The organism is Roseospira visakhapatnamensis, from assembly GCF_014197915.1.
Lineage (GTDB): Bacteria > Pseudomonadota > Alphaproteobacteria > Rhodospirillales > Rhodospirillaceae > Rhodospira > Rhodospira visakhapatnamensis.
On sequence record NZ_JACIGK010000026.1, the window covers coordinates 41236 to 63712 of the forward strand.

The window sequence follows — 22477 nt, forward strand, 5'->3', positions numbered from 1 at the left end:
CGGCGCCTCCCGTCATCCCGGCCGGACGTGCCGCCGCAGCCGCGTGACGGCCTCGTCGAGGGCCCTGTCGAGTTTGGCGAAGCAGAAACGCGCATAGTGACGCGGCGCGGTCCGCTGATCCTGGTAGAACGCCGAGAAGGGCACGGCGGTGACTCCCGCCGCCTCCGTGATGTGACGGCAGAAGTCCTCGTCCGTGCCGTCGAAGCCCACCCCCCGAATGTCGGCGGTCAGGAAGTAGGTGCCGGCGCTGTGCAGCACCGGAAAGCCGATGTCGCGCAAGCCCTCGGCCAGGCGGTCGCGGCGCGCCGCCATGTCCACCGCCAGATGGTCCAGGACGGCCGGTTCCTGGCCGAGCCCGACGGCGACCGCGTGTTGCAGGCAGGTGGGGGTGGTGAAAGTGAGGAACTGGTGCGCCTTGGCCACCGGCGCCAGCAGCGCCGGGGCCGCCACCACGTAGCCCACCTTCCAGCTTGTCACCGAGAAGGTCTTGCCGGCCGAGCCAATGCGCAGGCAGCGGTCGCGCATGCCCGGCAGCGTGATCAGGGGCCGGTGGCGGCGGCCGTCGAACACCAGGTGCTCGTAAACCTCGTCGCACACGGCGTAGGCGTCGTGGCGGAGGACCAACTCGGCGAGAAAGGCCAAGTCGTCGTCGTCGAACACCTTGGCCGAGGGGTTCATGGGGCTGTTGAGCAGCACCAGCTTGGTGCGCTCCGAGAACGCCTCGGCCAGGGCCTGACGCGGCAGTGTCCAGTCGGGCGGCGCCACCCGCACCAGACGGGGGATGCCGCCGGCGCGGCGCACGATGGGAAGGTAGCTGTCGTACAGCGGCTCGATCAGCACCACCTCGTCGCCGGGCTCGATCAGGCCGAACAGGCAGTCGGCCAGGGCCTCCGTGGCGCCGGAGGTGACCATGACCTCGGTCTCCGGATCCACGTCGAGGCCATAGAAATGACGGTCATGGGCGGCGATGGCCTGGCGAAGCGCCGGGATGCCCATCATCGGCGGGTACTGGTGCGGGCCGGCCTCGGCGGCCTCGGCGGCGGCGCGCAGCACCGCCGGCGGCTCCAGCCCCTCGGGGAAGCCCTGGCCCAGGTTGATGGCGCCGTGCTTCTGCGCGAGCGTCGACATGACCGTGAAAATCGTCGTGCCGTAGGACGACAGGACCGCGTTGGCCGCTTTCACTGTATCCGGCTCCTCTTCGACGGGGGCGGGTGGCGTCAGGCGCCGGATCCGTTGCGGCGTCCACCCAGCAGCAGATCCATGTACAGCGCCACGATTTCGCGCGCCAGATCCTCCATGGCGGGGCTGTCCAGGCCCTCAAGCTGGGAGCCGCGGGTGGCGATGGCCCCCGCGGCCCCCTCGGGGTCGTGGCGGGCGAGGGTCTCGCGCAGTGTTTCGATCCGCGCGCGGGTCGCCTCGGGCTCCACCGCCGTGGTGTCCAGCGGCTGGAGGCAGCGGCGGTGGACCACGCACAGGCGATGGCTCAGGTCGGCGTCCATCGACGCCAGGATCTCGATGGCGGAGAACAGCGCGGCGAAGGCTTGGGCAAGGGACATGGAGGATCTCCGGGATAACGGGCGCCGATGGTGGAGTCGGACGGTGAGGGGGGCGGCCCCATGCCTGGCGTTTGTGCCCATGGATTAGGCGATGTGCAACCCCGTTGGGCAGGATCGATGCGTCCCGGACCGGCAAAACCGCCGGAAAAGCGGGGGTATGCCCGGCGCGGGGCTGAGTGTGGCCAGTTGGCACGCTGCGTGATAATGGTCCAGTCGAGACGACGGGCCGTCGGCGGAAGCGTCCCGGCCCGCCCGGCCGCGACGCAAGGGGGCGCGGCGGAGTTTGGCACGGCAAGGGCGGAGACACCGGGACCCATGAAGAAGATCGAGGCGATCATCAAGCCGTTCAAGCTGGACGAGGTGAAGGAAGCCCTTCACGAGATCGGTTTGCAGGGCATCACCGTGACCGAGGCAAAAGGATTCGGCCGCCAGAAGGGGCACACGGAACTCTATCGCGGCGCCGAGTACGTGGTCGACTTCCTGCCCAAGGTGAAGATCGAACTGGTCATCGAGGATGACCTGGTGGAGCGGGCCGTGGAGGCCATTCAGCAGGCCGCCCAGACCGGGCGCATCGGCGATGGCAAGATCTTCATCTCCTCCGTGGAGGAAGCCATCCGCATCCGCACGGGAGAACGCGGCAGCGACGCGATTTGAACCCGACGGCCGATCCCAGGCGCGGCCACGGGCGAACCACCGAACACCGCACCGGACGACACGAGGGTCCGGGGCGACCACACGACCACGGACGCGTCATCCAGGACGCGACCGCGTAACGCCCGGGGCGCGGGGACTCCCGCCGCTCCGGCCTGGCGCCGCCGGAGGTCCGGTCGGCGCGCTTATCCGGCATCGAAAGAGCGCCAAGACACACGAGGGAATGAAGGGTCATGTCCGACGTCAGCAGCATTCTCGAAATGATCAAGGAAAACGACGTCAAGTTCGTCGATTTCCGCTTTACCGACCCCAAGGGCAAGTGGCAGCACACGGCCCAGCACGTGTCCACCATCGACGAGGACACGCTGACCGAAGGCATCATGTTCGATGGCTCGTCCATCGCCGGCTGGAAGTCGATCAACGAGTCCGACATGATCCTCAAGCCGGATCTGTCCACCGCCACCATCGATCCGTTCGCCGCCCAGCCGTTGCTGGTGCTGTTCTGCGACATCATCGAACCGTCGACCGGTCAGCCCTATGACCGTGATCCGCGCTCCGTGGCCAAGAAGGCGCTGGCCTACATGCAGTCGGCCGGCATCGGCGACACCGCGTTCTTCGGTCCGGAGGCGGAGTTCTTCGTGTTCGACGACGTGCGCTACTCGGTCAACATGAACAAGTGCGCCTACGAGATCGACTCCGAGGAAGGTCCCTACACCAGCGACAAGGACATGCCCGAGGGCAACTACGGCCACCGTCCGACGGTCAAGGGCGGATACTTCCCTGTGCCGCCCGTGGACAGCGCCCAGGACCTGCGGGCCGAAATGGTCACCGTCATGGCCGAGATGGGCCTGGAAATGGAGAAGCACCACCACGAGGTGGCGCCGTCGCAGCATGAACTGGGCCTGAAGTTCAGCACGCTGATCGAGTCCGCCGATGCGATGCAGATCTACAAGTACGTGGTGCATCAGGTGGCGGCCGCCTATGGCAAGACCGCGACCTTCATGCCCAAGCCGGTGATGGGCGACAACGGGTCGGGCATGCACGTTCACCAGTCCATCTGGAAGGACGGCAAGCCGCTGTTCGCCGGGTCCAGCTACGCCGACCTGTCGGAGACCGCGCTGTTCTACATCGGCGGCATCATCAAGCACGCGCGGGCCATCAACGCCTTCACCAACCCGACCACCAACAGCTACAAGCGCCTGATCCCCGGGTTCGAGGCGCCGGTGCTGCTGGCCTATTCGGCGCGCAACCGGTCGGCTTCCTGCCGCATTCCCTATGTGACCAACCCCAAGGGCAAGCGGGTCGAGGTGCGCTTCCCCGATCCGTCGGCCAACCCCTATCTGGCCTTCACCGCGATGATGATGGCCGGTCTCGATGGCATCGAGAACAAGATCCATCCGGGCGATCCGATGGACAAGAACCTGTACGACCTGCCGCCGGAAGAGCTGCAGGGCGTGCCGACCGTCTGCGGCAGCCTGCGTCAGGCCCTGAACGCGCTGGATGCCGATCGCGACTTCCTCAAGAAGGGGGACGTGATGACCGATGACATGATCGACGGGTATCTGGAACTGAAGTGGGAGGAGGTCTATGCCTTCGAACACACGCCGCACCCGGTCGAATACTACATGTACTACAGCGTGTAAGGTGTGAGCGGGGTCGGCACCCGGGCCGTCTCACGCCCGTGTGCCGACCATCCGGCGCGTCCGCGCCGGCGCGCCGTCAAGGAGCATCTGTCCCGGGTCCTGACGCGCCAGGACCGGGGACGGCCGGTCTCGAAAGCCAACGCGTCCGGCCGTGCCACGCCGGGCGCGTTTTTCTTTGGAGTTGGGGCTGTTTGTGGAGTCGGGCGATGTCTGTCGTCCGACGCGCCCTTTGCGTGCGGAATGGGGGTGCCGTGCCGTCAGCCGGAAACCCGCCGAGGTCGTCTCGCGCCACCTGGACCATGCCCACGGCCACGCGTGTCGGCATTGTGCACAACTCGAGGGCAGATGCCTTCGGTCAGCTTGGGCTTTGCCCAAATTTTCCCAAAGATTGCTTTTCCAGGCCGGTCAGGATCGCTAAGCTATCCAATGAACGCATATCTGGATTGCATCAAACGACGCATCATTCTCTCTTGGATTGAAGTGACAAGGCGAAGCCACCAGAAGGCGTTTCACCCCACGGTGCCGTGCCCGACGCGCCGGCCGCCCGACCGCTCCGGTCTGGCCCGTTTCCTGTGTGGACGATGCCGTTCGTCCGTCTCCATCGACCGACCGTTCGACAGCCACCAGAATGAGGACTTCCATGATCAAGACCAAAGCCGCCCTGGCCGCCGGCCTCGCCGCCGCCGTCCTGACCGCGCCCGCCCTGGCCGCCGAGACCCTGGACGCGGTGAAGAGCCGCGGCGAACTGGTCTGTGGCGTGTCCACCGGACTGCCCGGGTTCTCCAGCCCGGATGACGCCGGCAACTGGACCGGCATCGACGTGGACGTCTGCCGCGCGGTCGCCGCCGCCGTGCTGGGCGACGCCGACGCCGTCAAGTTCGTGCCGCTGACCGCCAAGGAGCGCTTCACCGCCCTGCAGTCCGGTGAGATCGACGTGCTGTCGCGCAACACCACCTGGACCCACACCCGCGACACGTCGCTGGGCCTCAACTTCGCCGGCGTGAACTACTACGACGGCCAGGGGTTCCTGGTGAAAAAGGACCTGGGTGTCGCCAGCGCCACCGAACTGGATGGCGCGTCGGTCTGCATCCAGGCCGGCACCACCACCGAACTGAACCTGGCCGACTACTTCCGCTTCAAGGGCATGGACTACAGCCCGGTCGTGTTCGACACCTCGGACCAGACCGTGCAGGGCTTCGCCTCCGGCCGCTGTGACGTGCTGACCTCGGATCAGTCGCAGCTCTACGGCCTGCGGACCAAGCTGGACAACCCGGACAGCGCCGTCGTGCTGCCCGAGGTCATCTCCAAGGAGCCGCTGGGTCCGGTGGTCCGCCAGGGGGACGACGAGTGGTTCAACATCGTCAAGTGGACCCTGTTCGCGCAGGTCAACGCCGAGGAACTGGGCGTGACCTCCGAGAACGTCGAGGACATGAAGACCTCCGACAACCCCGCCGTCAAGCGCCTGGTCGGCACCGACGGCGACATGGGCGAGAAGTTGGGCCTGTCCGCCGACTGGGCGGCCATGGTCGTCGCCCAGGTGGGCAACTATGGGGAGATGTTCGAACGCAACGTCGGTGAGACCACGCCCCTGAACATCTCGCGCGGCCTGAACGCGCTGTGGAGTGATGGCGGCATTCAGTACGCGCCGCCCATCCGATAAGCCTTTTCACAGGGTCGTTCCCGGGGGCGTCTCCTGGGAGAGCGGGCGGGCCGCGGGACGGTCCGCCTTCCTCCCGGGCATTCCCGCCCGGCCATCGTGATGTCGCGAGCCGCCGCCGGCCGTCGGCCCCCTGGGTGACGCCGCCCCCGTCATTCGCTTTTCACATCGCCGTTCCTTGCCGTCGTTCACGGAGGCGCGCCCCCATGGCCGATCCGGCCGCCCGCACCCCGGCTCGCCCCGCCGCGCTCCACGCCGCGCCCAAGGGGCCGCCCCCCTGGAACAATCCGCGCGTGCGCGCGGTGGTCTTCCAGATCGTCGCCCTGGGCCTGGTGGTCTGGTTCGGCTGGACGATCTTCAACAACACCCTGACCAACATGGAAAGCCGGGGCATCACCACCGGCTTCGGGTTCCTGGACAACACGGCCGGCTTCGGCATCCTGTTCAGCCTCATTCCCTATGACGAGTCCAACACCTACGGCCGCACCTTCGTCGTCGGGCTGTTGAACACCCTGCTGGTCGCGTTTTTGGGCATCCTGTTCGCCACCCTGATCGGCTTCCTGCTGGGCGTGGCGCGGCTGTCCTCCAACTGGCTGATCGCCAAGATGGCGCTGGTCTACATCGAGATCACGCGCAACATCCCGCCGCTGCTGCAAATCTTCTTCTGGTACTACGCGGTGCTGCGCACCCTGCCGGGGCCGCGCCAGAGCCTGGACCTGCTGGGCGCGGTCCATCTCAACAATCGCGGCCTGTACATTCCCTGGCCGCACCCGGAAACCGGCTTCTGGGCGGTTGGCGTGGCGCTGGCGGTGGCCGTGACGGGCGCGGCCCTGCTGCTGCGCTGGGCGCGGCGGCGCCAGGACCAGACCGGCCGGCGCTTTCCGGCCGGATGGGCCTCGTTCGGACTGGTTCTCGGCCTGCCCCTGGCGGTGTTCTGGCTGACCGGCGGTCCGGTGGCCTGGGACCTGCCCGCGCTGGACGGCTTCAACTTCAAGGGTGGCGCCCGCCTGATTCCCGAATTCATCGCCCTGTGGGCGGCGCTGACCATCTACACCGCCAGCTTCATCGCCGAGATCGTCCGCTCCGGTATCGAGGCCGTCAGCCACGGCCAGACCGAGGCCGCCCAGGCCCTGGGCCTGAAACGCGGTCCGGCGCTGCGGCTGATCATCATCCCCCAGGCCCTGCGCGTGATCATCCCGCCGCTGACCAGCCAGTACCTGAACCTGACCAAGAACTCCTCGCTGGCCACGGCCATCGGCTACCCCGATCTGGTGGGCGTGTTCATGGGCACCACCTTGAACCAGACCGGCCAGGCGGTGGAGATCGTCGCCATGACCATGGCGGTCTACCTGACCATCAGCCTGTCCATCGCCTTCCTGATGAACCTGTACAACCGGGCCGTGACCCTGAGGGAGCGCTAGGCCATGCCCGCGACGGACCATCCCGCCGCCGGCGGGGAAACCTTCCGCCCGCTGCCGCCACGGCCACCGCCGTCCAGCACCATCGGCCCGCTGCGCTGGGCCCGGGACAACCTGTTCTCGTCCCCGCTCAACGTGATGCTGACGGTGTTTGGCCTGTATCTGGCCTGGCTGATTGTGCCGTACCTGGTGGACTGGGCGATCCTGTCGGCGGACTTCACGGGCTCCACCTGGGACGACTGCCCGAGCGACGGGGCCTGCTGGGTGTTCGTCGGCGCCCGGCTGGACTTCTTCATCTACGGTCACTATCCGCCGGCCGAGCGCTGGCGGGTGGACATCGTGTTCCTGTTGCTGGCCGTGGTGCTGGTGCCGCAGTTCATCCCCCGGTGCCCCGGGCGCCTGTGGCTGGGCGTGTTCGGCCTGACGCTCTATCCGGTGATCACCGGCGCGCTGCTGCTGGGCGGCGTGTTCGGCCTGGAGGCGGTGGAGACCGGATCCTGGGGTGGGCTGATGCTGACCCTGGTGCTGTCCTACGTGGGCATCGTCGCCGCCCTGCCCATCGGGATTCTGCTGGCGCTGGGGCGGCGGTCGTCCATGCCGGTGATCCGCAGCCTCTGCGTGGTGTTCATCGAGCTGTGGCGCGGCGTGCCGCTGATCTCGGTGCTGTTCATGGCCTCGGTCATGCTGCCGCTGTTCCTGCCCGACGGGGTGAACTTCGACAAGCTGCTGCGCGCCCTGATCGGCATCGTCATGTTCCAGTCGGCCTACATGGCCGAGGTGATCCGCGGCGGCCTGCAAGGGATCCCCAAGGGCCAGTACGAGGCCGCCGCCGCCCTCGGCCTGGGCTACTGGCGGGCGACCGGGCTGATCATCCTGCCGCAGGCGCTGAAGATGGTGATCCCGGGCATCGTCAACACCTTCATCTCGCTGTTCAAGGACACCACCCTGGTGCTGATCATCGGCCTGTTCGACCTCCTGGGCACGGTGCAGTCCTCCATCGTCGATCCCGCCTGGGGGCCGGTGGCGGTCGAGGGGTATGTGTTCGCCGCCTTCTGCTTCTGGGTCTTCTGCTTCGGCATGTCCCGCTACAGCCAGACCCTGGAACGCAAGCTGCACACCGGCCACAAGCGATGACCGAGGACACCCCCGCATGACCGAGATCCAATCCGCGCAACAGCCACGGGCCCTGGTGGAGGGGCATGACCTGTCCCACCAGGTGGGCGCCGAGGTCATGGTGCAGATGACCGATATGAACAAATGGTACGGCCCGTTCCACGTGCTCCGGGACATCACCCTGACGGTGCATCGGGGCGAGCGGATTGTCGTGTGCGGTCCCTCGGGGTCGGGCAAGTCCACCATGATCCGCTGCATCAACCGTCTGGAGGAGCACCAGACCGGGCGCATCACCGTGGACGGCATCGAGTTGACCGACGACGTCAAGAAGATCGAGATCATCCGCCGCGAGGTCGGCATGGTGTTCCAGCACTTCAACCTGTTCCCTCACCTGACGGTGTTGGAGAACTGTGTGCTGGCGCCCATCTGGGTGCGCAAGGAACCCCGCCGCCAGGCCGAGGAGCGGGCCATGGCGCTGCTGGAGCGGGTCAAGATTCCGGAGCAGGCGAAGAAGTACCCCGGGCAGCTGTCCGGCGGTCAGCAGCAACGCGTGGCCATCGCCCGGGCGCTGTGCATGACCCCGAAGCTGATGCTGTTCGACGAACCGACCTCGGCCCTCGACCCGGAGATGATCAAGGAGGTCCTGGACACCATGGTCGCGCTCGCCGAAAGTGGCATGACCATGGTCTGCGTCACCCATGAGATGGGCTTCGCCAAGACCGTCGCCGACCGGGTCGTGTTCATGGACGAGGGTCAGATCGTCGAACAGGCCCCCCCCAGCGACTTCTTCGCCAACCCCAGGAGCGAGCGCACCCGGCTGTTCCTGAGCCAGATCCTGAAGCACTGATCGCGCCCTCGGGGGAGGACGGCACGACGTCCCGGCGTCCGATGGGGGCACGGGCTCCGGACCGGACGTGGAGACGCACATCATGGCGGTTGCCTTCACCGACCAGACCCTGACGGTGGGAGACTCGCGGCTTTACATCTCCACGGGAGGCGAGGGGCCGCCGCTGCTCTTGCTGCACGGCTTTCCGCAAACCCATCTGGCGTGGCGACCGGTGGCCGAGCGTCTGGCGGATGACTTCACCGTCGTCCTGCCCGACCTGCCCGGCTATGGCCGCAGCACCGGGCCGGTGCCCGACGCTGTCCACCAGGCGTACTCCAAGCGCGCCATGGCCGAGACCCTGCTGGCCTGCATGCGCGCCCTGGGTCACGGCCGGTTTTTCGTGGCCGGGCACGACCGGGGCGGACGCGTGGCCTATCGCCTGGCCCTGGACCATCCGGATCGCGTCCCGCGCCTGGCGGTGGTCGATATCGTGCCGACCGCCGAGGCATGGGCCGCCATGACGGCCCGAAAGGCGCTGGCCACTCACCACTGGATGTTTCTCGCCCAGCCGGCGCCGCTGCCGGAGCGGATGATCGGTGCCAATCCGGATCTCTACATCGGTCATCTGCTGGACACCTGGGCCGGACGACCCGGTGCCCTGGAGCCGGCCGCGCGAGCGGCCTACATCGACCAGTTCCGGGGCCCGGCGGTGGTGGCCGCCGCCTGCGCCGACTATCGCGCCGGGGCCACCGTGGACTGGGACCTGGACGCGGCGGACCAGGCGGCGGGCCGGCGCATCCGCTGCCCGACCGCCGTCATCTGGGGCACCGGTTACCTGTCCAACACGGTCGAACGCTCCCCGGCGGAGATCTGGCGGGCATGGTGCGCGGCGCCGGTGACGGACACCGTGATTCCTTGCGGCCACTTCGTGCCGGAAGAGGCTCCGGATCCGTGCGCTGCGGCCCTGCGGTCGTTTTTCCTCGGCTGATACCGCCCGGCTGAAGACAAGACCTGATCGACGAAAGGAAATCGGCGCGGGCGTCGGGTGGCGCCGACCGGACCCGCACCCGGGGCGGGGCCGGCGCAGCCCACGCCCCCGCCTCGCGGTGCCCGATTCTGAAGATGGGGCGCCCTCAAGGCGCCCCCGGGCCATGAGTCACGCTCCTCCGCCGCTGGTCTCAGTGCGTCGTGAACGCGCCGTCCATGGGGAAGGCGGCCCCGGTGGTGACGTCGGCGGCCTCGCTGCACAGGAAGACGGTCATCTCGCCCAGTTGCTCGGGCGTGACGAAGCGTTCGGTGGGCTGGCGCTCGCCCAGCAACCGGCGCGCGGCCTCCTCGACCTCCAGGCCATCGGCCTGGGCGCGGGCCTCGATCTGGCGCTCCACCAAGGGGGTGCGCACCCAGCCCGGGCAGATGGCGTTGACCGTGACGTGGCGCTTGGCGTTCTCCAGCGCCGCCACCTTGGTCAGACCGATCAGGCCATGCTTGGCGGCCACGTAGGCGGCCTTGAAGGGGCTGGCCACCAGGCCATGGGCGGAGGCGATGTTGACCACCCGGCCCCAGTCGCGGGCCTGCATGCCGGGCAGGGAGGCGCGCATGGTGTGGAAGCAGGCCGACAGGTTGATGGCGAGGATGGCGTCCCACTTCTCGACCGGGAAGTCCTCGATGCGGTCGGTGTGCTGGATCCCTGCGTTGTTCACCAGGATGTCCACGGGTCCCAGATCGTTCTCGGCGCGCTTGACCAGCGCATAGGCTTCGTCCGGGCTGGACAGGTCGGCGTGAACGTAGACGACCCGTACCCCGTGATCGGCCGCAAGGTTGGTGCGGATGGTTTCGATCTCGGCGGGGTCGCCAAAGCCGTTGAGCACGATGTGGGCGCCGTTGCGCGCCAGCGCTTCAGCGATCCCCAGGCCGATTCCGCTTGTCGAGCCGGTGACCAGGGCGATCTTGCCGTTCAGCATTTTAAGGTCCCTCCTGTCGTCGTCGTGCGGGCGTCGGGCTTGTTCAGGCGACGATCCGCGCCTTGGAGAGTTGAGACCGTTGGGACCGGACTCCGCAAGGGGGTGTGTGCGGCGCAGCGGGCGCGACGGACGATTTCGGTGCGGCGGCATGTCCGGATACCGTCCGGTTGTGCCCGCCGGCGGCGCTGCATCCGTGTCCGAGGGGGGCGCGTGAAGCGCGCGGCGGGACGATGCCGGCGAGTCTTCCGGTCCGCCGCCGGTGTCATGGCGCCCTGAACACCGACTCGGCCGCCGCCCGGGCGCCGCCCTTGGAGTCGATCATGGCATGGGCACGGGTGATCTCGGCCTCAAGCTGGGTGATGTAGTGCCGCAGGTCGGCCACGGACATCAGCTCCATGTTGGGTGGCGTCGCCAGGACGGGGCGTGGGGCCAGGTCGTCGGTGTCGATGGGCATGGGGTGGGTCCGGCGCTGGGGGCGATGGGAACGCACGACTGTATCAAGCCGGACCCGGACGGGAAACGAAGACCGGACGCCGTTGGCCGCCGCTTGTGTCCCCCGTGCCCTTGTCGCTAGGCTTCGCACCCTATCCTCCCAGACTGGCCGGAGCCCCGATCATGACCGATACCGCCTTGTCCGCCACCATGCCCTGCGTCGAGATCAGCCGGCCCGGCGGACCGGAGGTTCTGGTGCCGACGGAGCGGCCGGTGCCCAGCCCCGGAGAGGGCGAGGTGCTGATCAAGGTGCGGGCCGCCGGGATCAATCGCCCGGACGTGATCCAGCGCCAGGGGCACTACCCCGCGCCCAAGGGGGCATCGGACCTGCCGGGGCTGGAGGTGGCCGGCGAGATCGTGGCGCTGGGCGGCGGCGACACCGGCGACCTGGCGGTGGGCGATACGGTGTGTGCGCTGCTGGCCGGCGGCGGTTACGCCGCCTATGCCACCGCGCCGGCGCCGCAGGTGCTGCCGGTGCCCAAGGGGTTCGACATGGTTCAGGCGGCGGCCGTGCCCGAGACCTTCTTCACCGTCTGGCACAACGTGTTCGAGAGGGGCGCCCTTGCCCCCGGCGAGCGCTTCCTGGTGCACGGCGGCTCCAGCGGCATCGGCACCACGGCCATCCAGCTTGCCAAGGCGTTCGGCGCCACCGTCTACACCACGGCGGGCTCGGCCGAGAAATGTGCCGCCTGTCGCGACCTGGGCGCCGACCTGGCCGTGAACTACGCCGAGGAGGACTATGTCGCCGCCATCAAGGACGCCACCGGCGGCAAGGGCGTCGACGTCATCCTCGACATGGTCGGCGGCGATTACCTGCCGCGCAACGTGGCCCTGCTGGCCCCCGACGGCCGGCACGTCTCCATCGCCTTCCTGGCGCGGTCGACGGTGGAAATGAACTTCATGCCGGTGATGCTCAAGCGGCTGACGCTGACCGGATCCACCCTGCGGCCCCAGCCGGTGGCCGCCAAGGCCCGCATCGCCGCCGCGTTGCGCGTGCATGTCTGGCCGCTGCTGGAGGCGGGCACGGTGGCGCCGCGCCTTCACGCCACCTTCGCCCTGGCCGAGGCGGCGGCCGCGCATGCCCTGATGGACTCGAGCGCGCACGTGGGCAAGATTATCTTGACCGTGGCCGATTGAACGAACACATATGAGGCAGCGTCCCGGCGCCACTGGAACAGAGTGCGCGGTCGGGGACGCGGACGCTCACTCACGCACGTCAGGCCGGAGGATGGGGGTCCGCCGGGTCCAGCCGGATCCGGAGGCCAAACCCCCGGCTGTGTCGCTTGACGGTGTCTGGGTTGTTGAGCGGGACTCGTGGGCCGGCCAGCGGGCAAACGCGCTGACCGCGGATTTGAAAACGCTAGGGAGACCGAAACGATGGCTTTGCCGCTCATGCCCAAGGCCACCGCCGTCTGGCTGGTGGAAAACACCGCGCTGACCTTCGAGCAGATCGCGGCGTTCTGTGGCATGCACGAGCTGGAAGTGCAGGCCATCGCCGATGGCGAGGTGGCGGTGGGCATCACCGGCCTGGATCCCCTGGCCAATGGACAGTTGAGCCAGGCGGAGCTGGATCGCTGCCAAAAGGATCCCGACGCCCGCCTGCGGCTGCATCGTGGTGACAACCCGGTCCCGCAGTCGCGGCAGAAGGGCGCGCGCTACACCCCGGTGTCCAAGCGCCACGACCGGCCGGACGGCATCGCCTGGCTGATCAAGAACCATCCGGAACTGTCGGACGCGCAGATCTGCAAGCTGCTGGGCACCACCAAGCCGACCATTCAGGGTATTCGCGACCGCACCCACTGGAACGCGCCCAACATCAAGCCGCGCAATCCCGTCATCCTGGGTCTGTGCAGCGAGGCCGACATGGAAAAGGCCATCGTCATCGCGCGTGGGCGGGCCCAACGGGCCGGCGTGGTCGTCGAGGCGGCGGACCCCGTGGACGCCGGGTCGGACGCGGGATCGGACAGTGGGCCCGAGGCCGGGATGGATGCCGGGACCGAGGTCGCACCGGATGCCGGGATCGAGGTCGAGACCGTCGCGGGCGTGCCGGCCGAGACGGATGACGAAACCGAGACCGAGACCGAGACCGAAACCGAGACTGCGGAGACGGCGGCGCCGGCTCCCGCGGAGCACGAGGACCCGGACGCGCAGATGCCCGCGACGCCCCCCGATGATCAGCGGTAACCGGGGCAAAAGTGCCGGCGGTCAGGCCTGATGGCGCAGGGCGACGCCGCGCGCGGCGTCCTTGGAGAGATGACCGAACTGGGCGCGGGTCGATGGCCCACATCACGTTCGGCGCCGCCGTGATGATGGGGCGGTCGTGGGGGGCGGCGCGGCGCGATAGGCCTTCAGGTCGGCGTAGCCCCACCAGATCAGGGACCGGACCGTTTCCTTGGCCGCGCGGGCGGCCTCGGTGAAGGTGTCGAGCTTGTGAACCAGCCGCTCGGCGTGGACCCAGCAGAGCGCGTGCTCGCCGACCTTGAACTGCCCGGCGTCGTCGGAGAGGATGACGGCGCCCTGAGTCTGCGCAACCAAATGTGAGTCGCGACGCCGCCACCGCCCGCACTTCTGCCCCGATTACAAAGTTCTTAGATAGGAGTTTGTAATCCCTGTATTTTTCGGTATTCCTCCCAAAATCCCTGTTCCTGCAAACTCAAGTGGCAGTCAACAGCCATCAGGGGGCATCCCGACGATGCGGCCCGTCGATGCGGGCGGAGGACGTCTCCAGGTGCTGCTGCAACTGTCGCCGGCGAATCTCGGCCAGCAGCACGCGATTGGCGGCGATCATGTCGGACAGCACGCCGGCGGAGAAGATCACCACGGATGAAACGATGAGGATCGCAACCAGGATCAGCGACTGGATGTTGCCGCTTCCCTGACCGAGCATGAAGAAGTAGAGGAAACGGAGCCCAAGGACCAGTCCCGGAATCGCCACCAAGGCCCCGATCAGGGCGAAGAACCGCATGGGCTTGTAGAGGACGAAAATCCGGAAAATGGTCGCCATCGACCGGAGCACGTAGGATCGCATCGAGCGAAACAGACGAGAGGGACGTGTCGGCGCATGGGTGCGGATCGGCACCCAGGTCACCGTCATGCCCAGACGACCGGCCTGGATCAGGGTTTCCAGGGTATACGTGTAGGCATTGAAGACATAGAGGCTGAGCGCCGCGTCACGACTGAAGGCGCGGAATCCGCTGGGCGCGTCGGGAACCGGCGTGCCACTGGCCACGCGCACGACCCAACTGCCGATCCTTTGCAGCAGCTTCTTGGCCAACGGAAAGTCCGTCGTGTCCATGATCGGCCGGGCGCCGACCACCATCACGGCGCGGCCCTCCAGGATCGGCGCGACCAGGTCGGGGATGCAGGACGCGTCGTACTGATTGTCGGCATCCGTGTTCACGATCACGTCCGCGCCCCGCTCCAGGGCGGCCAGCACGCCCACCATGAAGGCGTTGGCCAAGCCGCGATTGGCGGGCAGCCGTATGACGTGATCGACGCCATGGGCGCGGGCGACGGCGCTGGTTCCGTCGGTGCTGCCATCGTCGGTGACCAGCCACTCGACCCGGTCGAAGCCCGCCACCGCGCGCGGCAGGTCCGCCAGGGTTTGCGGCAGGACATCCGCTTCGTTGTAGCACGGGATGTGGATGATCAGTTTTCTCAAGACTCTCCATCCTGTGCCCGGTGTACTCGAAAGACGCGGACGGCGTCGCTGACGCTATCCGGTGTGGGCAGCGGGGTCAGCCAGTCGGGTTCGTCGCCTTGCAACAGTCGGGTCTTGAACGGTGGGCGTGGCAGTGTCGGATCTCGCACGTCCGTGTCGATCGCGACGTCGCAGATCACGAGGATGTCCACCTGGGCGTCCGTGGCCCGGGCCAAGGCGTCGTCGTCCGTCGGCGCCGATATCACCTCCAGGCGCGTCGCGAAGCCCGGTTGCAGCCTGTGATTCGGGATGGCGTAGACCCTGTGCGGTGTCCAGTACATCAAGGCCGCGCCCATGTCGGCCAGCGCCATGATGTTCAGGGGTGGGGCGGGCGGCAACGTGGCGCCGAGCCAGCGGGTCAGGTCGTCGACGCTGCAGTGCGTCAGCACGTTCGGGTTTTTCTCCTTGTCCGCCGTGTGCGTGATGGCCTGGACGACAAAGGGGCCGACCAGGACCGCGCTGGCCAGGGCAACACGCAGCGGCATCCGGACGAGCAGGCGCGCCCGGGGACACGCCGACACGGCCATGGCCGCGATCAGGCCCTGGCCGGGCAGAAGGAAGAACAGGATCATCGGCATCCATGCCGCGACCGGCGGCCATGTGACCAGGAGCATGGTGACGGCGACGACCAGCAGGCTTCCCCAGACCCACCGTCGCTCGGGTCCGCCACGGACCAGCAGGATGAGCATGCCCACGACCGAGATGATCAGGGGGAGGAGATATCCTGTCTGGGTGGCCACGGCCGACAGGACGGTCCACGCGGACTCAAAGTCCGCCGCGTCGATCAGGGGATAGTATTCTTCGATACGAAGCAGGCGGACACCGACATACAGGGGGTCGATCGCGATACCGTGGTCGGGCGCCAGCACCTGGGGAAAGGCCACCAGCAAGGCTCCGACGCCGACCAGCGCCAGAGGTATCGCCGGTACCAACCGCGAGACGGCGCCGCGATCGATGGCGGGCCACCTCTGCTCAACCGTCCGAATCCCGGTCCAGAACAGGACAATGGCCAGGAAGACGCAAAGGTGCCAGACGGATACCCGGTCGAACTCGACGACGCTCACGGTATCCAACGGGGGACGCTCGACAAAGAGGATCACCAGACAGGTCGCGCTGGCCACGGCCGCGACACGCTGGTTGAGCTGTGACCAGGCCCCGCCCGCGACCAGCCATCGCACCCCGAGGGCAACAGGAAAAAGCAACGCGGCAAGAACACCGCTGATGTTCACCCACACGGCCAAGGGCAAGGCGATCCCCACAAGGGTCGCGCCATGCCGCCCATACGGGGAGGTGGCCATGAGGACCAGACCCCAGACGATCAGGGCCAGAACGGGAATCAGGGCCGCATAGTGGTCGGGTCGCCCGGGGAGGAAGGTGGCGAGAAGCGGGGTAACGCAAATCAGCGAAACGATCGTCATCGCCGTCTGCAATGGCGTGAGCACCCGTCGCAATGCGGCGGCGAGCAAGCCCGCGGTCACGATACCGAGGCCCGGCGCGACGACGTAGCCGCCCCAGAACAGGGCCGTCTCTTGCCGCATGACCAGCATGAAGGGCAGCGCGCAAACGCTGATCAGGACGTCCAGAGGTCGTGTCCAGTGGGACAGAAGACCGTGCGGAATGACCTGATCATACACGGGGTTGAACCAGGATCCGCCCGCCCACAGATCCCGAACGCGGACCATCCTAGAGTAGGTGTCGGTGCCGATATAGCTCGGCAGGTCGTGGGGACTGAGGCCGATCATCCTGGCGGTTACCAAGATCATAATAAAGGCACAGAAGACCACTGCTCCCCAGTATTCGAAGCCACGGGACGCGTTCAAAAAAATCTCCTGCAAGACCTGCTATCGAAGTCAATCGCTTGTTGGCTCGTCACGATTCGCCGTCACACACTCGCGTCACTCGCGACCGAGAAGATATCGTCATAAACAGTGATGCAGTACCGATGATGCCGTGATAGAGCGTTTTTGAGGGTCAGGACAAAGTCTCATCACCTTACCTTGGAAGGGCGATCAGGTTAGCCGCTCATGAAGATCACAAGTAACCCGGAAGCTCGCTGATCCCGTCAAGTAAGGCCGTGCCGAGGAGCCGCACGCTCCCGATCACCGCCATGGCGATGCCGAGGGCGATCAGGGCGTACTCAATCGCCGTGGCGCCGACGTCGTCGCACCAGAGGCGAACCAAGCCTGTCCAACTGGGCGGGATCATGGATCGTCCTCCATTTTGGCTCGACGGCAGCGAGCACGGATTGGCGGCGATGGCCGCCACCGATGATCCGGGAGTCTCTCAGGGATTTCATCTTATCGAAAAAGGGTCGGGGACAGAAGGCGTCTCGCTCTCAGCCGCAGGGCAATCGGGTGAACGTGACGGGTGAAGACATCCCTTTCGGGCGGCCCCGGTTTGGATTATCAGACACCTCATGCGCCTTGCTTTGCGCCCACGATCAAAGGGAGGGAGCCCCCGGTCATGCCCCGCACGCCCCGCAAGTACGAGGATCACCTGGACAAGACCCCGGCCAACCACGTGCCGCTGACCCCCATCCAGTTCCTGGAGCGGGCGGCCCACGCCTATCCGGACAAGACCTCGATCATCCATGGCCGGCGCCGCTACACGTGGCGGGAGACCTATGCGCGCGCGCGGCGGCTGGCCTCGGCGCTAACCCGGCGGGGTATCGGCAAGGGCGCGACCGTGGCCGTCATGGCCGCCAACACGCCCGAACTGTACGAGGCCCACTTCGGCGTGCCCATGACGGGTGCCGTCCTGAACGCCCTCAACGTACGCCTGAACGCCGACGACATCGCCTTCATCCTGGATCATGGCGAGGCGGAATTCCTGATCACGGACAGGGAGTTCTCGGCTACGGTTCGCAAGGCACTTGAGAAACTGGAGTCACCCATCCCGGTGATCGACATCGACGACCCCGAGGCCGGCGGCGTCGGCGCGCGGCTGGGCGAGACGGACTACGAAGCGCTGCTGGCCGAGGGCGACCCGGACTTCGCCTGGGTGTACCCCGACGACGAATGGAACGCCATCACGCTCAACTACACCTCCGGCACGACCGGCAATCCCAAGGGCGTGGTTTACCACTCCCGGGGCGCCTACCTGAACGCGCTGGGCAACATCGTCACCTGGGGCCTGGGACACGACATCGTGTACCTGTGGACCCTGCCCATGTTCCACTGCAACGGCTGGTGCTTCCCCTGGACCCTGGCGGCCCTGGCCGGCACCAATGTGTGCTGCCGTAAAGTGAGCGCGGACGCCATCTTCGGCGCCATCGCCGACCACGGCGTGACCCATTTCTGCGGTGCGCCCATCGTGCTCGGCTTCGTGATCAACGCGAGTGACGCCGAGCGTCGCGCCTTCGACCACACCGTCAACGTCATGACCGCCGCCGCGCCGCCACCGGCGCCGGTGCTGGCGCGCATGGCCGCCGAGGGCTTCAAGGTCACCCACACCTACGGCCTGACCGAGGTCTATGGCCCGGCGACGGTCTGCGCCTGGCATGACGATTGGGACCGGCTGGATATGGAGGACCAGGCCCGCCTGAAGTCCCGCCAGGGCGTCCGCTACCCGGTGCAGGAGGGAGTGATGGTCGCCCACCCCGAGACCCTGGAGCCGGTACCCTGGGACGGCGAGACCATGGGCGAGGTGTTCTTCCGGGGCAACATCACCATGCGCGGCTATCTCAAGAACCCGGCGGCCACCGAGAAGGCCCTGGCGGGCGGCTGGTTCCACTCCGGCGACCTGGGTGTGACGCACCCAGACGGCTACATCCAGCTCAAGGACCGCTCCAAGGACATCATCATCTCGGGTGGCGAGAACATCTCGTCCATCGAGGTGGAAGGCGTGCTCTATCGCCATCCGGACGTGGTGGCCTGCGGCGTGGTCGCCAAGCCCGACGACAAATGGGGCGAGACCCCGGTCGCCGTGGTCGAACTGCGAGACGGCGCCACGGTCACCGAGGCCGAGTTGATCGCCTTCTGCCGCGATGCCCTGACTCACTACAAGTGCCCGCGCGAGATCATCTTCGATGCGCTGCCCAAGACATCGACCGGCAAGATCCAGAAGTATCTGCTGCGCGAGCATGTCCAACGGCTGATCGCGGCGGGCGAGGCGTGACGGCCGCGCAGGACGCCGACGAGCAAAGACACGGTTACGGCGGGGCGGTCGTCACCCCGGGTATCGTGGTGCGTATCACGCTGCTGTTGGCCGCCTCGCTGACGGTGATGGCGGGGGCGACCATCTCGCCCTCGCTGCCGTCGCTGTACGACCACTACCAGGACACCGAGGGCATGGCCTTCCTGTCGCGCCTGGTGCTCACCCTGCCGGCCCTGTTCATCGCCCTCGGTTCACCCCTGGCCGGGATCGTCGTGGACCGCCTGGGGCGCAAGCCGGTGATCATCACCGGCGCCGCGCTGTATGTGCTGGGCGGCACAACCGGCCTTTACGTGGACAGCCTGGCCGCCCTGCTGGCCGGCCGCGCCGTGCTGGGACTCGCGGTGGCCTGCATCATGACCACGACGGTCACCCTGATCGGCGATTACTGGCGGGGGGAGCAGCGTGGCCGCATGATGGGCTGGATGTCGGCCTTCATGTCCTGGGGCGGCGTCGTGTTCGTGCTGCTGGGCGGGGCGCTGGCCGAGTGGCATTGGCGCGGCCCGTTCGGCGTCTATCTGACGGCGCTGGGCCTGCTGCCGTTTCTGGTGTTGGCCCTCCACGAGCCGGCGCGCCCCTCGGCGGTCCCGGAGCGGACCGCGTCCCTGTCGTCGAACGACGATTCTCGCAGCGCGAATTGGTCTATTATTCTCGTTATTTATTTGGCGGCATTCCTGTTGAACATGACCTTCTATATGGTCCCCACGCAGGCCCCCTTCCTGCTGCGCGAACTGGGCACGGTCGCCCCCTTCGCCACCGGGCTGGTCATTGCCGTCATGAACGTGGCCGGTGGCGTCGCCTCCATCCAGTATGGACGGCTTCGTCGATGGCTGTCGCCGCCCGCGGTTTTCGGGGCCGCGTTCTGTAGCATCGCCCTGGGCTTCGGGGGCGTCTTCCTGGCGACCAGCCAGACCGGCTTCATGCTGGCCATGGTGCTGGCCGGCCTGGGCGTGGGCGCCGCCTTTCCCAATATCACCACCTGGCTGATGACCGTGGCGCCGCCGCGCTGGCGCGGCCGGCTGGTGGGGGGCACCACCATGAGCATCTTCCTCGGGCAGTTCATGTCACCCGTCCTCAGCCAGCCGCTGGTCGACTGGGCAGGGCAGGGCGGGGCCTTCGGCGTGGTGGCCGGCGGGCAGGTGGTGGTCGGCGCGGGGTTCTGGGGACTGGCGTGGGCCATGTGCCGACACGCAGCCCCCGGGCATCCGGCGACAGGGCGTCGGTAACACGCCGTCCGCCCGCGCGACCACCGGCGGACGAGCGTCATGGTCCCGGGACTCTCTTCTTGCGCCCTTCCCGTGTCGGCCGGATACTTCGTTGCAAGATCGCATCGAAAACGAACGGGCGTCGCCCGGACGACGGGGGAGGGGCGAACCATGGCCGAAACCGGGACACCGCAGGGCAAGGCGGACAAGGCCGCTCCCGACGGCGTCACATTCCTGTCTGGAACGGCGTTCGAGACGGCCGCCTGGCAGGATCCGAACCGCACGGCACCGCCGCCCCCCGAGAACACCTTCGAACTGGGGCTCGTCATGGCCGGCGCCGTTTCGGCGGGCGCCTACACGGCGGGGGTCATCGACTTCATCGTCGAGGCCCTGGACACCTGGGACCGTGAGCGCGCCGCCGGCAACCCCCGGGCCCCCACCCATCAGGTCCGTGTCCCGGTCATGAGCGGCACCTCGGCCGGCGGCATGACCACCGCGATCCTGGCCGCCGTCGCCCACCGCGATTTCCCGCACGTGAGGATGGCCGACAGCGACGCGGCAGCCACCGGCAACCCCTTGTTCGATGCCTGGGTCAACCAGATCGACTGGGCGCCGCTGGTCCGGCTGCACGAGGCCAACCGGTCCGGACCGCCGTCCTCGATTCTCAACGGCGACGTCCTGGACGGCATCGTCACCGGGGTCCTGGACGACGCCGGGACACGGCCATCACGCCCGCGCGTCTGGCTGGGAGAGGTCACGCGCGTCATCCTCACCGCGACCAATCTGCGCGGCACGCCCTACTGGCAGGATATCAAGGGCGTGGCGAACGACGGTTACGGGATGAACAACGGGCGCGACCATCAGACCTTCGCGCTGCATCCGCCGGCCTCGGACGACCGGGCGCTTCCCGACGAAATCGCGCTGCATGCGGGGGCCGTGGGCTCCCACCTGGAAACCTGGGCCGCGCTTGGACAGTGGGCGCTGGCCACGGGCGCCTTTCCGGTGGCGCTGCCGCCGCGCCTGCTGCGCCACCGTCCCGGCGATCGCGACCATCGAATCGTCGTGGCGGATCCCGAGACGCCGGGCCACTACATCGCCATCGTCCCCGGCACGACACGGTCGGACAGCACGACCGACCAGACGTTCCTGGCCGTGGACGGAGGGGTTCTCAACAACGAACCGCTGAACCTGGCGCGCCGGGTGCTCGCGGGCGGCGACGGCCGCAATCCCCGCCAAGGCCATCGCGCCAACCGCGCCACCCTGCTGATCGACCCGTTTCCGGCCTTCGAGGCATCGCCGGCGCCGAAACCCGGCGACCGCGCCCTGTGGCGCATCGCCGGCGCCCTGCTCGCGACCTGGAAGGGCAGTGCCCGGTTCAATGCCGAGGACCTGCTTCTGGCCATGCATGCGGAGGTCTACAGCCGGTTCCAGGTGGCGCCGGTGCGGGGTGACACCAACACCCCGCGCGGGCCGCTGGCCTGCGGTGTGATGGGCGGGTTCGGCGGCTTCCTGCATCGCGCCTACCGCCGGCACGACTACCTGTTGGGGCGGCGCAACGCGCAGCGCATGCTGCGTCAGCACCTCGTCTTGCCGGCGGCCAACCCGCTGTTCAAGCGCGGTGGCGCGCCGGGCGGGGTTGAAGAGGCCCTTCGCGATCACCGGGCCGACCACGCCGACGGCGACTACTATCCCATCATCCCCATCATCCCCGGCACATCCGTGGACGCGCCGGAGCCCTTGCCGGACTGGCCCGCCGTGAACCTGGTGGACGTGGACACCGTGTCACGCCGGTTCGCGGACCGCGCCGACGCGGTCCTGGGCCGCACCCTGGCGACCATGGCGATCGATGGGGTCGGGCGGTTCTTCCTGTCGATCCTGGCCAGCACCGTGGTGAAAAGAAAAGTCCGTAAGGAAGTCCGCGCCTATCTGGCCAAGGCCCTGGGCGACTGGCACCTGCGCGACCTCCCCTGACCGGGTCATCCGCCGGCGCGGCGTGTCGGGATACTGCCCAGGTGCGGCAACCGGCGGGTGATCGCCGGCATGGGTTTCGTCGCCATCGTCACCTCCCTATACTCGTCCGCGACATCGCGCCGGACCGGCCGC

At 67.7% G+C, this 22477-nt stretch carries 19 protein-coding genes and 1 pseudogene; 12 read left to right on the top strand and 8 right to left on the bottom strand.

What is annotated here, in order from left to right:
• Positions 1 to 12: 12 nt before the first annotated feature.
• Positions 13 to 1182 carry an aminotransferase gene (locus tag GGD89_RS15145; RefSeq protein ID WP_184046788.1) on the bottom strand — a complete coding sequence of 390 codons (1170 nt, stop codon included), beginning with the start codon at positions 1180 to 1182 and terminating at the stop codon, positions 13 to 15.
• Between the two features lie 35 nt (positions 1183 to 1217).
• Positions 1218 to 1556, bottom strand: a complete 339-nt coding sequence (locus tag GGD89_RS15150) for a hypothetical protein (RefSeq protein WP_184046790.1) — start codon at positions 1554 to 1556, stop codon at positions 1218 to 1220.
• Between the two features lie 315 nt (positions 1557 to 1871).
• Here GGD89_RS15150 and GGD89_RS15155 point away from each other — a divergent pair, with 315 nt between their 5' ends.
• The 7 genes from GGD89_RS15155 (at position 1872) to GGD89_RS15185 (ending at position 9852) form a co-directional block, all read left to right on the top strand.
• The gene (locus GGD89_RS15155) at positions 1872 to 2210 is read left to right on the top strand and encodes a P-II family nitrogen regulator (RefSeq protein ID WP_184046792.1); all 339 of its coding nucleotides are present in this window, start codon (positions 1872 to 1874) and stop codon (positions 2208 to 2210) included.
• 230 nt (positions 2211 to 2440) lie between these two features.
• Positions 2441 to 3850, top strand: a complete 1410-nt coding sequence (gene glnA / locus GGD89_RS15160) for a type I glutamate--ammonia ligase (protein ID WP_184046794.1) — start codon at positions 2441 to 2443, stop codon at positions 3848 to 3850.
• A 640-nt stretch (positions 3851 to 4490) separates the two neighbouring features.
• On the top strand, positions 4491 to 5510 hold the full coding sequence (locus GGD89_RS15165) for an amino acid ABC transporter substrate-binding protein (RefSeq protein ID WP_184046796.1): 1020 nt from the start codon (positions 4491 to 4493) through the stop codon (positions 5508 to 5510).
• A 203-nt stretch (positions 5511 to 5713) separates the two neighbouring features.
• Positions 5714 to 6928, top strand: a complete 1215-nt coding sequence (locus GGD89_RS15170; RefSeq protein WP_184046798.1) for an amino acid ABC transporter permease — start codon at positions 5714 to 5716, stop codon at positions 6926 to 6928.
• 3 nt (positions 6929 to 6931) lie between these two features.
• Positions 6932 to 8059: an amino acid ABC transporter permease gene (locus tag GGD89_RS15175; RefSeq protein WP_184046800.1), complete on the top strand. Its 1128-nt coding sequence runs from the start codon at positions 6932 to 6934 to the stop codon at positions 8057 to 8059.
• Positions 8060 to 8156: 97 nt separating this feature from the next.
• A complete protein-coding gene (locus tag GGD89_RS15180) occupies positions 8157 to 8885 on the top strand; it encodes an amino acid ABC transporter ATP-binding protein (RefSeq protein WP_184046830.1) in 729 nt (242 codons plus the stop codon).
• Between the two features lie 82 nt (positions 8886 to 8967).
• Complete coding sequence (locus GGD89_RS15185; RefSeq protein WP_184046802.1) at positions 8968 to 9852, top strand: alpha/beta fold hydrolase; 885 nt, start codon at positions 8968 to 8970, stop codon at positions 9850 to 9852.
• 190 nt (positions 9853 to 10042) lie between these two features.
• On the opposite strand, the gene GGD89_RS15190 is transcribed toward GGD89_RS15185, so the two are convergent.
• Both GGD89_RS15190 and GGD89_RS15195 read right to left on the bottom strand, forming a co-directional pair.
• Positions 10043 to 10825 (bottom strand): 3-hydroxybutyrate dehydrogenase, encoded by a 783-nt coding sequence (locus tag GGD89_RS15190; protein WP_184046804.1) that lies wholly within the window; start codon positions 10823 to 10825, stop codon positions 10043 to 10045.
• Positions 10826 to 11087: 262 nt separating this feature from the next.
• Positions 11088 to 11279 (bottom strand): DUF1192 domain-containing protein, encoded by a 192-nt coding sequence (locus tag GGD89_RS15195; protein WP_221238502.1) that lies wholly within the window; start codon positions 11277 to 11279, stop codon positions 11088 to 11090.
• A 161-nt stretch (positions 11280 to 11440) separates the two neighbouring features.
• Here GGD89_RS15195 and GGD89_RS15200 point away from each other — a divergent pair, with 161 nt between their 5' ends.
• Together GGD89_RS15200 and GGD89_RS20190 are read left to right on the top strand one after the other, a co-directional pair.
• Positions 11441 to 12454: an NAD(P)H-quinone oxidoreductase gene (locus GGD89_RS15200; protein WP_184046806.1), complete on the top strand. Its 1014-nt coding sequence runs from the start codon at positions 11441 to 11443 to the stop codon at positions 12452 to 12454.
• A gap of 240 nt (positions 12455 to 12694) precedes the next feature.
• A pseudogene (locus GGD89_RS20190) lies at positions 12695 to 13213 on the top strand (DUF1013 domain-containing protein); the annotation flags it as partial.
• A gap of 390 nt (positions 13214 to 13603) precedes the next feature.
• On the opposite strand, the gene GGD89_RS15210 reads toward GGD89_RS20190, so the two are convergent.
• From GGD89_RS15210 to GGD89_RS15225, 4 genes are all read right to left on the bottom strand, one after another.
• Positions 13604 to 13852 (bottom strand): hypothetical protein, encoded by a 249-nt coding sequence (locus tag GGD89_RS15210; protein WP_184046834.1) that lies wholly within the window; start codon positions 13850 to 13852, stop codon positions 13604 to 13606.
• A 139-nt stretch (positions 13853 to 13991) separates the two neighbouring features.
• The gene (locus GGD89_RS15215) at positions 13992 to 14978 is read right to left on the bottom strand and encodes a glycosyltransferase family 2 protein (protein ID WP_184046809.1); all 987 of its coding nucleotides are present in this window, start codon (positions 14976 to 14978) and stop codon (positions 13992 to 13994) included.
• Positions 14975 to 16564, bottom strand: coding sequence for a hypothetical protein (locus GGD89_RS15220; protein ID WP_221238503.1), 1590 nt, complete (start codon positions 16562 to 16564; stop codon positions 14975 to 14977). Before GGD89_RS15220 ends, GGD89_RS15215 begins: the two co-directional genes overlap by 4 nt.
• 484 nt (positions 16565 to 17048) lie before the next feature.
• Positions 17049 to 17222: a Flp family type IVb pilin gene (locus GGD89_RS15225; RefSeq protein WP_184046811.1), complete on the bottom strand. Its 174-nt coding sequence runs from the start codon at positions 17220 to 17222 to the stop codon at positions 17049 to 17051.
• 258 nt (positions 17223 to 17480) lie between these two features.
• Here GGD89_RS15225 and GGD89_RS15230 point away from each other — a divergent pair, with 258 nt between their 5' ends.
• From GGD89_RS15230 to GGD89_RS15240, 3 genes are all read left to right on the top strand, one after another.
• Positions 17481 to 19133: an acyl-CoA synthetase gene (locus GGD89_RS15230; RefSeq protein WP_184046812.1), complete on the top strand. Its 1653-nt coding sequence runs from the start codon at positions 17481 to 17483 to the stop codon at positions 19131 to 19133.
• Entirely contained in the window at positions 19130 to 20395 is a 1266-nt protein-coding gene (locus tag GGD89_RS15235) for an MFS transporter (protein ID WP_184046813.1), read from the top strand. Before GGD89_RS15230 ends, GGD89_RS15235 begins: the two co-directional genes overlap by 4 nt.
• Positions 20396 to 20545: 150 nt before the next feature.
• Entirely contained in the window at positions 20546 to 22345 is a 1800-nt protein-coding gene (locus tag GGD89_RS15240; RefSeq protein ID WP_184046814.1) for a patatin-like phospholipase family protein, read from the top strand.
• Positions 22346 to 22477: the final 132 nt, after the last annotated feature.